Genomic DNA, 15,100 nt, shown 5'->3' on the forward strand with positions numbered 1-15,100 from the left:
TAAGCGGAAGTTCCTAACCTATCAGAGCCCTCTACAAACGGTCATTTACCCTCCGCCACTCTCTTATAGATCATCTCTGATACCGCCGCCATGGCCTGTACACCGCCCGCCGTATCCTGCAATTGTTTAGACAGTAGCACCAGCACATATTTGCGGCCATCTGGCAGGAAAACAATACCGGCATCATGCCGTACACCGGTGATCTCTCCGGTCTTGTGCGCTACGGTAACGCCCTGCGGTAACCGTGCCGGGATAATATCATTAAACTTTTGATCCAGCAGTATTTTTATCATCTGATTGGCGGCCGGCGTGTCTATTGTTTTGGCTTCCGCTATTGCGGTAAAGATCAGCATCAGATCATAAGCCGTGGTCGTGTTATTCACCCCCTTTTCAAATGCCTTACTATCCTCTACGCCACGTAACACTTGTATATCCTTTGCGCCCATTTGCCGCATGGTTTGGGTCACCTGGCGGCCAGTCACCATCTCCATAATGATATTAGTAGCCAGGTTACTGCTCATAATGATCATATCATATACCAGGGAAGACAAAGGCCAGCGTTCACCTATATGTGTATACAACTCCTGCTCACTATCATCTTCCGGATGCAGCTGAAAGCTGCTGCTATCTACTATACTTTTGAACTCATTTTTTATAAGCACAGAATCTGACAAAGAGAACTTCCCGGCCTTTGCCTGTTTAAACACCTCCACCATTACGGGCACCTTCATTGTACTGGCGGCATGAAAACTTTCGTGCGCATTGATCAGCAATTCCTGACCGGAAGCCAGGTCTTTAAATGCTACTGCAAAAACGCCGGCATGTTGCGCCAGTGTATCCGCTATCTGCTGCTGCAGGGAGGCAGGCGGTTTTCCGGAATGACAGGCGGCCAGGTGCAGCGCCGCCAGGGACAAAAGCAGGCTAAAACGGTGTGTCATATTGTTTAAAATACGGCAAAGCGCTCATATTTACAAAACCGGCGTTACTGACCCATCATCCCAACTCCGGCACATCCTTTGAGGCTTCTCTAAAAAACGCCGTATGCAATTAGTACCCGGAGAATTATACCTGGTAAAAAGCGAGGCTATTGATGAGCTGAGGCGCAAATACGGCCCGTTCACTTTTGTAGTGAGAGTAGAGCGGGTAGATCATGATAAAGACAAGGTCCGTTTTACGCTCTTCAGCTCTGATAACTGGAATGCCACGCCAGACGTACGCAGGTTAGTAGAAATGCACACAGATGGCCAAACCATCGACGAAACCACCGGTACGCCCATGTCCGTTGATCCTATCTTCCATACAGAAAGCAGGTTCATTTACTGCTTTGACAAAGGAACTGTGGAAGCATATACCCAATAAGCGCATTAAACTTATTCTTATGGCTACAACAGTAAAAAAGCGCAAGGCGGCGCCCAAACGGAAGCCCGTTAAAAAGACCACTGCCACGGAAAAAGCGCCTGCTACCAAAAAGAAAAAAGAAGCCCTCAAGGACCTGTCTGTTACCTACGACCAGTTCAAGGAATTTGAAGGCCAGCGTTATACCGGCATGAAGGTGGGTAAAAGCCACAAATGGTATTATGATAAAGGCGAATGGCATGAGACAAAGATCACACCCGATCTGTGGGAGATCGCTTACGCCGTTACCAAACGCAGGGCAGGTAAAGCCCCTCCCGGTTCCGGTGTACCGGTGGGCACTGCCTATCACTGGTACATATTCGCCCACCAAAATGTACGCAAGCTCAATGCAGATGACTATACCACTTCCATGACGGGCCTGAAATTCAAGTTGGCGCATAAACGGGCAGATAGTGAGAAATGGAGCGTTAGCGCCCATACCCAGCGTAAACACCTGGTGGCCTTTTTACAGGAGCTCATCAAACAGCTGGAACAGGAGCCCATTCCCGTGGAATTTGATTATAATGGCAAAACCTACAAAGGTGAAGCCATCCCCATTACCCAAACCTGCCTGGATGGGGTTTGTACCAAACTGGATGTGATCCTGAATGATGAACCAACCGGCATTATCCGCTACCTGAAAAGTGGCTGGAAAATAGATAACACGCCAGATAAAAAATTTGTACAGGCCATTGGACAATCTATCTTGCAATGGTATAACAAAAAATAAACGCTATGCCCGAATTACCGGACCTGCAGGTATTTAGCCGTAACCTGGATAAAAAGCTGGCAGGCAAAACACTGGAAAAAGTCACCGTGCCCAATGATAAGAAACTGAATGTTTCCGTTAAATCCCTGCAGTCCACCCTGCAGGGACAAAAGCTACAGAAAGTGCACCGGGTGGGAAAAGAACTGCATCTTGATTTTAAGGACGGTGATGTATTGGGCCTGCATTTAATGCTACGCGGACAACTGCACCTGTTCGAAAACAAGAATGATCACAAACATACCGTTATTGCCTTACTGTTTGATGATGGTACCGGTTTAGCCATGACAGACGGGTTTGGACAAGCCACCCCCACGCTGAACCCGGAAGACAGAGAAGCCATAGACGCCCTATCTCCCAAAATGACAGCCGCCTTCCTTACAGAACAGCTGCAAAGCACCAAAGCAGCGGTAAAGAACGTGCTGCTGGATCAAAACATTATCCGCGGCATTGGCAATGCCTACGCGGATGAGATCCTTTGGGATGCCGGCATCTCTCCTTTTTCTGCCGCCAATAAGATCCCGGAAGCCAGCATCAAGGCCCTGGCCAAATCCATCAAAGAGGTATTGCACAACGCGGAAAAACACATCCTTAAAGAACATCCGGATATTATCAGCGGGGAGATACGGGATTTTATGGATATCCATAACCCTCATAAAACACATAGCCCAAAAGGCGCTGCCATCCAGCATAAAACTGTTGGCGGGCGTAAAACCTATTATACAGAAGAACAGGAATTATACAAATAAAAATCCCCGTTACCGGATGAGTAACGGGGCTGCATGTACCGGGGCGCTGTATACACGTACGCTCCGGCAGTTGCTAATAACCTGTGGTTTGTTTTAATGATGGATTGGCTTTAAGATCTTCTACAGGGATGGGCCACCACTGCATATAAGGCTGCCAGCCCCTTCCTCCTTTCTGCGGCGTGATGATGGTCATAATCGTATTGAGCGTATTCCTTCTTCTCAGATCAAACAGGCGATGGCCTGCTTCCGCAAACAATTCTACCCGTCTTTCATGATCTATGGCAGTCAGCATAGCTGATTGCGTGGCTGCTGTAGTGCCGGGCAGTGCAGCCCTGGCCCTTACCACATCTATATCCTGCTGAGCGCTGTTGGCGCCCGTAACCTGCCCCAGCTGCGCACGGGCCTCCGCACGTATCAGGTATTGCTCCGCCAGGCGGAATAATACCAGGTACTCCTCGCCCGGCGTTTTGGACTTATACTTAGAAGGGAATACATAGGTAAGCGTATTGGAACTAACTGTTTTTGCCCATTCCGTTTTGCGGGCGTCACCCGGTTCAAAAGCGGCCGCCAGGCTGTCGCTCATGGCAACGAATACGTTACTGGCAGGAAAAGATGTTACCACATCCGGAATATCATTGTAATAAACGCTGTAATCATCTACGATCGCAGCCATATCCGGCGCCAGGGACCAGATAGTTTCCGGGCTGGCAGTAAGAAAGGTTTGCGCCGGTGGCACAAGTTGGAAGGCGGCATTTTCAATCAGCGTAGTAGCCTGTGCAGCCGCCCCTGCCCAATTGCCGGTATAGAGGTAAACGCGCGCCAGCAAAGCGGCAGCTGCCGCTTTATTGGGCCGGCCCCGGTTAAGAGTGACTGTGCCTTTGCCGTCTTTATACTCCACGCTTAACAGTTGCTGCGCCTGTTGCAGGTCTTTGATCACCTGCTGGTATACCTCGTTTACCGGGCTGCGGGGGATGGTATTGATCACGGTGTAATCTGATGTGGTGGCTACTACGGCATCTCCATACAACGCCGCTAAATAAAAATGCAGGAAAGCGCGCATAAAATAAGCCTCTCCCAGCCATTGATCCTTAAAATGCAGTGCCCCGGTATTATTAGCCGTAATGCCTTCAATAGCCAGGTTGCAGGTATAGATCCTGAAATACAGCTGTTCCCAGGGATTATCTGTATTGCCAGGCTGCACATTATTAGCATACAGCGCCAGCTCATCTACATCAAAGATGGGAGATAGCCCCAGGTCCTGCAGTTCATCTGTATACAGCCCTGCGCGGTAACCTACGCCGGCGCCGTCCATCATCTGCCCGGACATTAACTGGGAATATATCCCGTTCATCACGGCGGCACAGGACCGGTCAGAATCATAAGCACCGCTGCCTGCCACCTGGTTGGCCGGCAATGGTATTTCCAGGTAGTCCCGGCAGCCGGTGAGCAACAAGATCACTAAACAATATGTATATTTCCATTTCATGCAGTACTCCTTTATAGATCCATATTTACCCCGGCTGTATATATCCGTAACGGCGCCACGCCGGCGCCCAGGTTTTCCGGATCCCAATCTTTATAACCAGTTATTGTTAAAAGGTTCTGCCCTTGCAGAAAAACACTTAGCCTGCTGATATGCGTCTTTTTTAGTACAGTAGCAGGGAGCGTATAAGTAAGGCTGAGGTTATTGAGCCTGGCATAACCCGCATTGGCATAAGCCCCCGTGCTATTGTAAAAATTAAACTGGTTAAACAGGATGGGCGGGCCAGTAGTTACTTTTGCCACATCAGTAATATCGCCCGGGCGCTGCCAGCGGCGTAAAAGCGAAGCAGGTCCATTCCTGCCCATAAAGCCAAAATGAAAGACCTGCGATCCCATATAAGTCCTGGCCATCCGGTTGGTGAAACTGAACAGGAACGTGAGCGAAAAGTTTTTGTACTGCAGCGTATTCTGCAGGCCGCCAAAATATTTGGGCGCCAGGTCTACAAACTCCGTTTTGTCTTTTATCTCATCCAGTGCGCCACCGGAAACAAAGGTCCATTCCCCTTTTACCCCTTCCTTATAAAAAGTGTAATTGCCCGTTTGCGGATCTACCCCTGCATATTTATACAGCTTCTGCCCCTGGGTAGAGGCGCCTTCCTTAAGACTGGTCTGTGTTAATATTTCGTCTGAAGGATAGGCCACCAGTATATTCTTTGGGATGGATATATTCAGGCTGGTGGTCCAGGTAAAGTTGCGGGTGCGCATATTTACAGTATTCAGCACCACTTCCCAACCATAACTTTTGATAATGCCGGGCGAGTTCTTTGTGATGCTGGAATAACCGGTAGTAGAAGCCAGTGGCTGGGTAAGCAACTGGTTGCTGGTGGTATTGTTATAATAATTCAGATCCAGCGCCAGCTTTCCCTTCAGCACTTCAATAGAAAGCCCCAGTTCCCGTTTTGTGTTCTTCTCAAACTCCAGGTCCGGATTGGCCAACGTAAGCGGTATCAGGCTGGGATCTCCCTGGTAAGTGGATAATGTGTTATACGTGTAGGTATTCAGGAACTGATAGTCCTGGATAGCATCCCCACCTACAGTGCCCCAGCTGGCCCTTAGCTTGGCAAAATTCACCACGGGCAGCAGCCTGCGGAACCACGGCTCCTCACTGATGTTCCATGCTACCCCTACAGAGCCAAAAACGCCAAACTGCTTATTACGCCCAAACCGCGTAGAGCCATCATACCGCAGCTGGCCATTTACGATATACTTGTTAGCCAGGTTATAGTTAAGTATGCCAAAATAGCCCAGATATTTACCGGGTGTTTGCATATAGACCGTGGCTACATTGCCCGGTGGCGCCGCCGACGGATTATACAACTGGGCATCGCTGATAAACCCGGACCCTGTAACGCTTTGCCGGTAAGAAAGCCGGTCCATCAGCGTAGCGCCGGCCGTAGCGCTCAGCGTGCCGCTAGGGCCCAGCGGGGCAATATAATTGATATTGGGGTCCAGGCTCCAGGTACGGAGGTTATAGGTATTCAGCGAGCTGGTGGTCAGGAAAGTACTGCGGGGATTAAAGAAGGCGGTAGGCTGCCCGATGAACTGTTTGCCTTGCGCATTAAAATAGCCAACCGTAGCGCGCAGGGTAAGACCTGTTACCGGCATATACTTAAGCTCCATACTGGAGGTAAGGCTGTTAGTGGTATTGTTATAGAGCAGCGCGAAAGGGGATGCCAGGCTAAGACTGGTAGAATCTGCAGGACTAACCAGCGCATCCGGCGCCCAGTTAATGCTGCCATCCGGCAAAAAGGCCGATGGGGCATTAGGCGCAGCAAAATTGCTATTGTTATTATTGGTAAAATCTACCGGTATGATCTTATTCACCGTGCTGTTATAGATGGCAGACAGGAACAGCGATAGTTTCTGATTAGGCGTGGCGGTAGTGATATTAAAATTCATTCCCCCGGATTTCAGGTCGCCGGATTTACGCTGCACGCTCTCCAGCCGCCGGAAATTACCGCCCAGCAGAAAAGTGGTATTGCCAGCGCTGCCGGAATAGTTGAGGTTCAGGTCACTGGTTTGCCCGTGTGATCCGGTGAACAGGTTTTGCCAGTCGGTATACCGGTCTTCCGGCCAGGTACCGTTTATATCCAGATCCGCCGGGCCGGGCTGCGCATTATTATTCTTTAACGCCTCCCGCCGTAACAGCAGGTACTGTTGGGTATTGAGCAGCTTTACGGTAGTGCCTCTTTCCATAAAACCACTCCGGGCGCTAAAGCTAAGCTGGGGTTTGCCGGGCTTGCCTCTTTTGGTGGTGATCAGTATCACGCCATAAGCCCCCCGGGAGCCAAAAATAGAGGTAGCGTCCGCATCTTTCAGCACTTCTACCTGTTCTATAAGCGAAGGATTTAAATAATCCAGGATATTGCCTCCCTGTAATATACCGGGCGTAAGGTTAAAATAATTAAAGGGCAGGTTACCATCCGGGTAGCTAACGCCATCAATAACGATCAGGGGCCTGGCGGTGAAGCTCAGCGAGCTTTTGCCCCGTATGAAAATACTCACCGGCGTAGCCGGCAGGCCGCTTTGCTGCTGTATAAACAAACCCGGCACCCGGCCTTGTAATGCTTGTAATACATTAGGCACCGGGTTACGGGCAATCTCTTCTCCTCTTACGGTAAATATGCTGCCGGTGGTGAGTCTTTTGCTGGTAGTACCGTAGGCGGTGATCTGTACTTCATCCAGGCTGGAGTTGGATGGCTGCAGCAAAAGCAGCAGCAGATTGGTATTGGCCAGGGATACTTCCTGGGTTTCGTAGCCCAGGGTAGATACGATCAGCACATCCCCCACACTGGCCCGGATGGCAAAGCGGCCCTTTTCATTGGTATGGGCGCCGCTGTTGGGTTTGTTCTTTACCCGTATGCTCACGGCTGCCAGCGGGTCCTCAGCGGCCGCGCTTAATACCATGCCCTCAAAGATGCGGTATTTGTTTGCCGGCTCTCCCCCGGCCTGTCTATTGGCGGGCGCCGATACCGGGGGAGTATGCTTCCGGCTGATAACAATCGTTTTTCCCTTGATTGTATAATCTAACGATTGGTTCTTGAACACATCCTTCAAGAATGTCTCCAAAGGGATATGGCTTACGGTAATAGTTACTGGGAGGGCATCGCGGACCAATGCCTCGTTATAAAAGAATACGTAATTAGTTTGCGATTCTATACTGGTAAGCACCTTTTCCAACGCCACATTCTTCCCGGAAAAGGTAACAGACTGCGCCGCTACGCGAGCGCTGATCTGCAAAATAATTGCCGTTAAAAAAACGCACATTATTCTCATGGCATTCACTGTTAGGGTGCCTGCCTGCCCGGTAGGGCCATACTGCCCTGCAGTAGATCCATCTCAGGCCAGACAGCACATTGCTTGAATACCAGCCCGGATGATACTGTTTACCCTGAAGTGGTAAAGGGATAGGCTGGCTACAATACTCGTTTTTTTGCATAACTTGCAAATGTTTGGCTGATTAAAAAATAGTAATTCAAGCTTACGTTTTTGCTGTTGGCCAGATGATAAGCCGCCACGGATTAGGCCCCGTAGCGGCTTTTTTTCTACTGATGATGATCTATCTGTTGTTAAACCCTACTACTTGTTTCAACTTTTTTGGAGCTGTAGCGCGTACTTTACCAGATAGTTTATTGTTCACTGTTCTATTCCTGTCTATATGTTGGCATGTTATTCCCATTGTTGGCTCAGGGGGCAACGATCAGTTTCCTGCCTTCCACCCTGCATTTTACTTCTGAGCGTTGCAGCGCTTCCACTACATCCGCCAGGCTAAGGTCCCGGCCCAGTTTACCCCGGAAGGACTGGGCAGGCACGGCTCCCTCATATACGATCTCCACATTGTACCAGCGCCCTATCTGACGTAATACCGTGGGAAGGTCCGCATCCTTGAAATAGAAGATCCCATCTTTCCATGCCACCGCTGCTGAAAGGTCTGCATTGTTCACAATCTTTATGTTGCTCCCTTTGTTCACCTGCGCCTGCTGTCCCGGCGTCAAGGCCGCCTGCCGGTTGCCGGCGCGCACTCTTACAGCCCCTTCAAGCAGGGTGGTAGTAATGGATGGTTCATCCGTATAGGCATTCACATTAAAATCCGTTCCCAGAACCTCTATTATAGTTGTGCTCTCATTGTTCACCTTTACTTTAAATGGCTGGGTAGCATTCTGCATCACCTCAAAATAGGCCTCCCCGGTTACTTCCACTACCCGGTCCCCGGCCGTAAAGGCGGTGGGGTAGCGTAAGGAGGAAGCTGCATTCAGCCATACTTTGGTGCCATCCGGCAGCGTTACCCGGAACTGGCCGCCAATAGGAGTGGTTAGCTTATTATAGCCCGCCGCTTCCGGCGTACCCTCCGTGTAGTAGTATAGCTGGCCGCCCTGTTGCCGGATAGCGGTGTGACCTTGTCTGATGGCAAGGCCACCCGTACTGTCCAGCATTACCTCCGATCCATCTGCCAGCGTAAGCATAGCTTTGTGGCCGCCCGGCAGGATCACCTCTGCTGTGAGGTCCTGCTGGCTATGTGTTTGCTGTAACCAATAGTAGCCCCCTACTCCAATTGCCAGCACTAACACCGCCGCCGCTGCCACCCACCGGAACCTGTGCAGGATCGAAACCTTATGTACAGGCGCCGGCGCGTTCCCCAGGCCCAGCGGAATGCCCGCTGCTATCAATAACTGATCAGACCTTCTCTTTGCAGCCTCCAGCTCCCTTAATCCGTTTTCTACATACCCCTCGTGCAACATTTCTTCCAATGCCGCTGCATTCGCTGCCGAAGCCCGTTTCCAATCTTCCAGCTCCATCAATTCCTGTTCATTTGCTTCCTGCTTCAACAGCTTTGCGATCAAGATCGGTATTCGTTCCAGTGTATCACTCATAAAGTAAGTTCGCTATCCGGTGCTTTCTACTATATATACTGAGGGCCTGCCGGATTGTTACGGAGAAAAATGAATTTTTTTTCAGGGATTTACCCAAACGGCCATTTTTATGATGATGATCAATTCCGTGCGGTAGAGGGTAGCCCTTAAGATCTTCAGCGCTTCGGCCTTACGCACCCGTACAGAGGCGTCTTTCATGTTCAGTTGCCGGGCAATTTCCGCGTTCTTGAGGCCATCAATATAAGCCAGCTTAAACACCTCGCGTATATGCGGTGGCAGTTGGTCGATCTCTGCGCGGATAAGGGTGAATAAACGGCCTTCTATGATCTCGCGGAAGTACTGGTCCTCGTGCTCCTGCTCACTTATATGCAGCAACGCCCGCATATGCTGCATGTCCCGCTGCTGTTTTTTGAGCAGATCATAACAGGCATTACGGGTCATGACCCGCAGGTAAGCCAGCAGATGGCGGTCATTCTCGAACAGCTTACGCTGTGTCCACAGCTGGATAAAGACCTCCGCCACGATATCCGGGGCGGCGTCCGCGGCCAGCCGTTTAGCCAGGTAATAGAGCTCAGGATAGTATTGATTGTAGATGGCCGTGAAAGCCGTAGTTTGTCCGTCCGCCAGTTGCTGCAGTAAAGTTGGCTCCTCGTTAAATAATGCTTTCAATATCAGTGGTCGTTACAGATCAGATAAATCATCACTACTAATATACTGATTTACAGTTGAATATAGAAAACTATTATTTGTTGGCCGCCGGGGCGCTGTATAGCTATTTCAGGACCGGACGGCGCCATTCCATAATCGAACAGGCATTGTCCGTTTCCGGACAAACCGCCCTGTTAAAACGCGTCTTTTCCCCTGAAAATGAGGCATCTATATAACTGGCACAAAGACTGTAACTTACTGTCAACTCATTCTTTTACGGACATGCCTTATAACGATCTGAAAATTGCCGGGCGTAATCTACGGAAAGACCGCTTCTATACTATCATTAATGTAACAGGACTGGCCATCGCCATGGCCGCTTTCCTGCTCATTATCCATTATGTGCAGTTTGAGCGCAGTTATGAGAACTTCTATAAAAAAGCGGATCATATTTACCGGGTAACGCTGAACATGTATAAGGATGGGGCCTTTATTACCACCGATTGTGAAACCCATCCGCCCCTGGCGCCTTTACTCAAATCTCAGCTGCCGGAGGTAAAGGATTATGTACGTATACAGCGTATAGGGTTGAGTGAAGTAACCACCCCGCAACACCAGGCATTCCTGCAGGAGCGGATCTATGCCGCAGACTCTTCCATGTTCTCCATATTCAATTGTGAATTTATCAAGGGCGATCCTTCCCGGGCTTTAAAAGGCCCTGACGATGCCATATTAACCGCCTCCACGGCTCGTAAATACTTTGGCGACAGGGATCCGGTTGGCCAAACCCTTACCCTGAGAGGCAGAAACGTAACGGTAGCCGGCATTATCAAAGACCAGCCGGGCAATACCCACCTTAAATACGATATACTGCTTTCTTTTCATTTTGTGACTGAACTGGGAATCGACCTCGATAGCTGGAATAGCAATAATAATTTCCTCTACCTGGAGATGCAGCCCGGCGTTAACCTATCCGCTTTTAATGCCAAGCTGGCGGCGCTTTGCAAAGCGCAAACCCAGTTAAGGGATAAGATCTACACGGCAGAACCGATAAAAGATATACATCTCCATTCCAAAAAAACATTCGAGCCGGAAGTGAATAGTGATGTAAAGACCGTACAGTTCCTGCTGATCGTAGCCTTTCTGATACTGCTGATAGGCACCATTAATTATGTGAACCTTACTACTGCCCGGTCTGCGGAGCGGTTAAAAGAAGCCAGCATCAAGAAGATCCTGGGCGCATCGCAATGGCTGCTGATAAAACAGTTCTTTGCGGAATCGCTTATTATTAACGTACTGGCCTTTTCACTAGCCCTGGTACTGATCTGGATAGCCATGCCGTTCTATGCTGGTATTGTAGGTAAGGTGGCCGCGGCGGGTATTTTTACCAGCGCCGGTTTCTGGGGTATCAGTACTGCGCTGTTTGTATTAAACGGTTTATTATCCGGCCTGTACCCGGCCTATGCACTGTCATCCGCCAAAGCGGTGAGTGCCCTTAGCCGCAGCTTTACAAACGCATTAAAAGGCGGCAGCCTGCGCAAAACGCTGGTAGTAGGCCAGTTCACCATTGCATCTGTAGTACTGGTGGCCTCCCTGATCGTATACCAGCAGCTTTCATACATGCGCCATCAAAACCTGGGTATGAATATAGACCAGGTGCTGGTATTGCGGGCGCCAGAGCTGCAGCATGACAGCACCAGCGCCCCTGCATTCAAAAGCGAATTGCAGCAGCTGAGCGGCGTTCAAAAAGTAGCGATGGGCGGCTCTATGCCTGGCCAGGGACTGGAATATCTGTCCACCACCTCGCATGTAACGCGGCAGGGCGATAACGGCAAATCCAGCTATAACTACTACCTCTATGGCATTGACGCGGACTTTATACCCACTATGAATATAAAGATGGCCGCCGGCCGCAATTTTGTAGCGGGCACGCCCAACAACCGGGAACTGGTTATTAACGAAGAAGCCTGCAAACGCTTAGGGTTCCGCAGCCCGGAAGAAGCCATCGGGCAAAAGCTGAATTTCTGGGGAGGATACTCCACCGTAGTGGGCGTTATAAAAAACTATCATCAGCGTTCGTTAAAGGAAGCCCTGCTACCCATGATCCATTTTTATATGAATAATGCCGCAGGTTATTTTGCGCTGAAAATAAAAAGCACAGATCTGCCCCACACGCTGGCTGCTGTGGAGAAAAAATGGCAGGCCCAGTTTAAAGAACATCCGTTTGAATACTATTTCCTGGACGAAATGTTTAACCAGCAATACCAGGCGGATCAGCGCCTGGGCGAGATCGTGAATATCTTCTCTATATTCACCATCTTCATTACCTGCTTAGGGCTGCTGGGCCTTACCGCTTATAACGTATCCCGCCGCACCCGGGAAATAGGTATCCGCAAAGTACTGGGCTCCAGCGTAAGCGGTATTATACACCTGCTGGCCCGCGACTTCATCCGTCTGGTGGTCATTGCCATCATCATTGCTACGCCTATTGCCTGGTGGACGATGGATCAATGGCTGCAGGACTTCGTATACCGCATTACGATCCCCTGGTGGGTATTTATCACCGCCGGCGGGTCTATGATCTTTATCGCGCTGTGCACTATTGGCCTGCAGTCCGTAAAAGCAGCGTTGATGGATCCGGTGAAGAGTTTGCGGAGTGAATAACACATGATCCGTTTTATCAACCAAAAATATTGTTGCATGCTCCGGAATTATTTTAACATCGCCAAACGCAGCCTGATAAAAAACAGGCTATCGTCCCTGATCAACATATTTGGCCTGGCCATTGGGCTGGCCGCCGCTATCCTGATCTTTCTGCTGATCAAGCAGGACCTGGACAAGGATAAATTTCATCACAACCTGGCAGATATACACCTGCTGATGATGAACCAGCCCCAGGAAGGCAGGATCTTCACCGGCAGCTCAACCTGCGGCCCGCTGGCAGATGCTTTACGTGGCCAACTGCCGGAAATAACGCATATAGCCCGCACCAGCTCCACCAGCCGGCAGTTGCTTACCTATGGCGACAAAAGCATTTATGAACAGGGCATGTTTGCAGAACCGGACTTCTTTAACATTTTCCGGTTTCCGGCGGTGATGGGCAGCCCTATAAGCGCTTTACAGGAAACAGGTAATATCATCATCACGGAAGCTACCGCGCATAAACTTTTTGGTGATGAAAACGCCGTAGGTAAGATCATCCGCCACAATAATGAATACGATCTGAAGGTAGCCGCAGTTATACGGGACATCCCCGCCAACAGCTCCCTGCGGTTTAATGTGGTGCTGCCCTTCCGCATGTTTGAACAACAGAACCAGCGGCTGGTCAGCGAATGGAACAGTTATATATTGGCTACCTATGTATCCCTGCAACCAGGCGTAAATATGGCCGCTCTGAACAAAAAGCTGACCGCTATCATACTGCCCAAAACGGACAATAAGGATACACGCCTTTTTGCCTACCCCTATCATGATCTACAATTATTCGGCAGCTTTAAGAACGGTAAACCCAATGGCGGACGCATTGAAATAATTATCCTGTTAAGTGCCATAGGCCTGTTTATACTGCTGATCGCCTGCGTAAATTTCATGAACCTCTCCACCGCACGCTCCATGCACCGCGCCCGCGAAGTAGGCGTAAGAAAAACATTGGGCGCATCCCGCAGGCAGGTGATCCTGCAATTCCTTACAGAAGCACTCACCACTACGCTGGCCGCTTTTATATTGGCCGTATTATTCGCCTGGCTGATACTACCCAGTATCAACCATGCTATTGGCGGCAACCTAACGCTTTCCTTTACAGACTGGCAAACCGTGGGCGTGTTGTTAGGCCTGGCCGTGCTTACCGGTTTGGTATCCGGCAGTTACCCGGCCTTTTTCCTCAGCGCGTTTGAGCCGGTACGGGTATTAAAAGGCGTAACAGGCAACGGCAAAAAAGGCGGGCTGCTACGCAAAGGGCTGGTAACTTTCCAGTTCATTATCTCCATTGCCCTGATCATTACCACCATTGTGATCTTTAAACAGCAAGCCTATATTGAGAACCGGCCTATTGGTTATGAACAGGATAACCTGGTGGAGATCCCTGCCTCCGGCGATATGGGCAACGGGTTTGCCATACTCAAAGAAGAGCTGCTGCAGATCCCCGGCATCAAAAGCGTATCAGCCAGCACAGACAATATGGTACAGTATGGCGGCGCTACCAATGATATCAACTGGCCGGGCAAAACAGCAGATCAGAACTTTATGATCAACATCAGCCATGTGCAATATGACTGGGCACGCACCACCGGCGCCAGGATCATAGCAGGCAGGGACTTTAGCACGGCATATGGTAGCGATAGCCTGGGCGTTATCCTTAACCAGGCCGCCGTAAAACGTATGGGCTTAAAGGAGCCGGTAATAGGCGCCATGCTGGGCAATTATGCCGTAATAGGCGTAGTGGCTGATTTTAGTTTTAATGACGCTTTTAACAGCCCCGGTCCATTAGCCGTTTACCTGGGTACAGGCGGCATGAATCACTTCTTTATCCGGCTGGCTAATAATGACCATTGGCAACAGACCATGGCCAGGGTAGAAAAGACAGTTAAAAAACATCATCCCTCCTATCCGTTTGAGTTCCATTTCACGAAAGATATTTATGAAAAGAAATTCACGGGCATCCGCGCTACCGGGCAGGTGCTGTCTCTAACAGGTATACTGGCCATATTTATTTCCTGCCTGGGATTGTTTGGATTATCAGCCTTCCTGGCGGAAAGGCGTACCAAAGAGATAGGTATCCGCAAAGTATTTGGCGCTGGCGTGGCCAAGATCTGGCTGATGCTTTCCTGGGAGTTTATAAAGCCGGTATTGATCGCATTTGTGGTGGCTGCGCCGCTGGCGGGTTGGGGTATGCATATGCTGCTTACCAGCTTTGAATATCATATTAATTTATCCTGGTGGATGTTTGCCGCAGGCGGGGTAACGGCATTGGTGGTAGCACTGGCAACGGTAAGCTGGCAAGGGATCAGAGCAGCGTTGATACCGCCGGCGGAGAGTTTGCGGGCAGAGTAAATAATGCGCATTAATAGTGGATTAACTATTTACTGTGTGATAGTTATTTATTATTGCGGCTGTAACCCGTTTTAGGAAAC

10 protein-coding genes are annotated in these 15,100 nt (G+C 49.9%); 5 read left to right on the top strand and 5 right to left on the bottom strand.

Annotated elements, in window-relative coordinates:
- Positions 1 to 41: 41 nt before the first annotated feature.
- Positions 42 to 938: a serine hydrolase gene (locus tag F0L74_RS32145; protein WP_149841967.1), complete on the bottom strand. Its 897-nt coding sequence runs from the start codon at positions 936 to 938 to the stop codon at positions 42 to 44.
- Positions 939 to 1,041: 103 nt separating this feature from the next.
- On the opposite strand from F0L74_RS32145, the gene F0L74_RS32150 reads away from it, so the two are divergent.
- Genes F0L74_RS32150 through F0L74_RS32160 form a run of 3 tightly spaced genes read left to right on the top strand, consistent with a single transcriptional unit; the run spans position 1,042 to position 2,910 of the window.
- The gene (locus F0L74_RS32150) at positions 1,042 to 1,359 is read left to right on the top strand and encodes a hypothetical protein (RefSeq protein ID WP_149841968.1); all 318 of its coding nucleotides are present in this window, start codon (positions 1,042 to 1,044) and stop codon (positions 1,357 to 1,359) included.
- Between the two features lie 19 nt (positions 1,360 to 1,378).
- Positions 1,379 to 2,125, top strand: a complete 747-nt coding sequence (locus tag F0L74_RS32155) for a hypothetical protein (RefSeq protein ID WP_213087119.1) — start codon at positions 1,379 to 1,381, stop codon at positions 2,123 to 2,125.
- Between the two features lie 5 nt (positions 2,126 to 2,130).
- Entirely contained in the window at positions 2,131 to 2,910 is a 780-nt protein-coding gene (locus F0L74_RS32160; protein ID WP_149841969.1) for an Fpg/Nei family DNA glycosylase, read from the top strand.
- 73 nt (positions 2,911 to 2,983) lie between these two features.
- On the opposite strand, the gene F0L74_RS32165 is transcribed toward F0L74_RS32160, so the two are convergent.
- The 4 genes from F0L74_RS32165 to F0L74_RS32180 form a co-directional block, all read right to left on the bottom strand.
- A complete protein-coding gene (locus tag F0L74_RS32165) occupies positions 2,984 to 4,396 on the bottom strand; it encodes a RagB/SusD family nutrient uptake outer membrane protein (protein WP_149841970.1) in 1,413 nt (470 codons plus the stop codon).
- Positions 4,397 to 4,407: 11 nt separating this feature from the next.
- On the bottom strand, positions 4,408 to 7,692 hold the full coding sequence (locus F0L74_RS32170; RefSeq protein WP_188316253.1) for a SusC/RagA family TonB-linked outer membrane protein: 3,285 nt from the start codon (positions 7,690 to 7,692) through the stop codon (positions 4,408 to 4,410).
- A gap of 446 nt (positions 7,693 to 8,138) precedes the next feature.
- Positions 8,139 to 9,323, bottom strand: a complete 1,185-nt coding sequence (locus F0L74_RS32175; RefSeq protein ID WP_149841972.1) for a FecR family protein — start codon at positions 9,321 to 9,323, stop codon at positions 8,139 to 8,141.
- Positions 9,324 to 9,404: 81 nt separating this feature from the next.
- Complete coding sequence (locus F0L74_RS32180; protein WP_188316254.1) at positions 9,405 to 9,992, bottom strand: RNA polymerase sigma factor; 588 nt, start codon at positions 9,990 to 9,992, stop codon at positions 9,405 to 9,407.
- Positions 9,993 to 10,253: 261 nt separating this feature from the next.
- Between F0L74_RS32180 and F0L74_RS32185 the strand changes: the two genes are divergently transcribed.
- Together F0L74_RS32185 and F0L74_RS32190 are read left to right on the top strand one after the other, a co-directional pair.
- Positions 10,254 to 12,635: an ABC transporter permease gene (locus F0L74_RS32185; RefSeq protein ID WP_188316255.1), complete on the top strand. Its 2,382-nt coding sequence runs from the start codon at positions 10,254 to 10,256 to the stop codon at positions 12,633 to 12,635.
- 36 nt (positions 12,636 to 12,671) lie between these two features.
- Positions 12,672 to 15,020, top strand: a complete 2,349-nt coding sequence (locus F0L74_RS32190; protein WP_188316256.1) for an ABC transporter permease — start codon at positions 12,672 to 12,674, stop codon at positions 15,018 to 15,020.
- Positions 15,021 to 15,100: the final 80 nt, after the last annotated feature.

Source organism: Chitinophaga agrisoli (assembly GCF_008386695.1).
GTDB classification, from domain to species: Bacteria; Bacteroidota; Bacteroidia; order Chitinophagales; family Chitinophagaceae; genus Chitinophaga; species Chitinophaga agrisoli.

What these genes read in the sequence shown, in the direction of transcription:
- F0L74_RS32145 (WP_149841967.1), bottom strand. Translation starts at nt 938, where the DNA reads ATGACACACCGTTTTAGCCTGCTTTTGTCCCTGGCGGCGCTGCACCTG.
- F0L74_RS32150 (WP_149841968.1), top strand. Translation starts at nt 1,042, where the DNA reads ATGCAATTAGTACCCGGAGAATTATACCTGGTAAAAAGCGAGGCTATT.
- F0L74_RS32155 (WP_213087119.1), top strand. Translation starts at nt 1,379, where the DNA reads ATGGCTACAACAGTAAAAAAGCGCAAGGCGGCGCCCAAACGGAAGCCC.
- F0L74_RS32160 (WP_149841969.1), top strand. Translation starts at nt 2,131, where the DNA reads ATGCCCGAATTACCGGACCTGCAGGTATTTAGCCGTAACCTGGATAAA.
- F0L74_RS32165 (WP_149841970.1), bottom strand. Translation starts at nt 4,396, where the DNA reads ATGAAATGGAAATATACATATTGTTTAGTGATCTTGTTGCTCACCGGC.
- F0L74_RS32175 (WP_149841972.1), bottom strand. Translation starts at nt 9,323, where the DNA reads ATGAGTGATACACTGGAACGAATACCGATCTTGATCGCAAAGCTGTTG.
- F0L74_RS32185 (WP_188316255.1), top strand. Translation starts at nt 10,254, where the DNA reads ATGCCTTATAACGATCTGAAAATTGCCGGGCGTAATCTACGGAAAGAC.
- F0L74_RS32190 (WP_188316256.1), top strand. Translation starts at nt 12,672, where the DNA reads ATGCTCCGGAATTATTTTAACATCGCCAAACGCAGCCTGATAAAAAAC.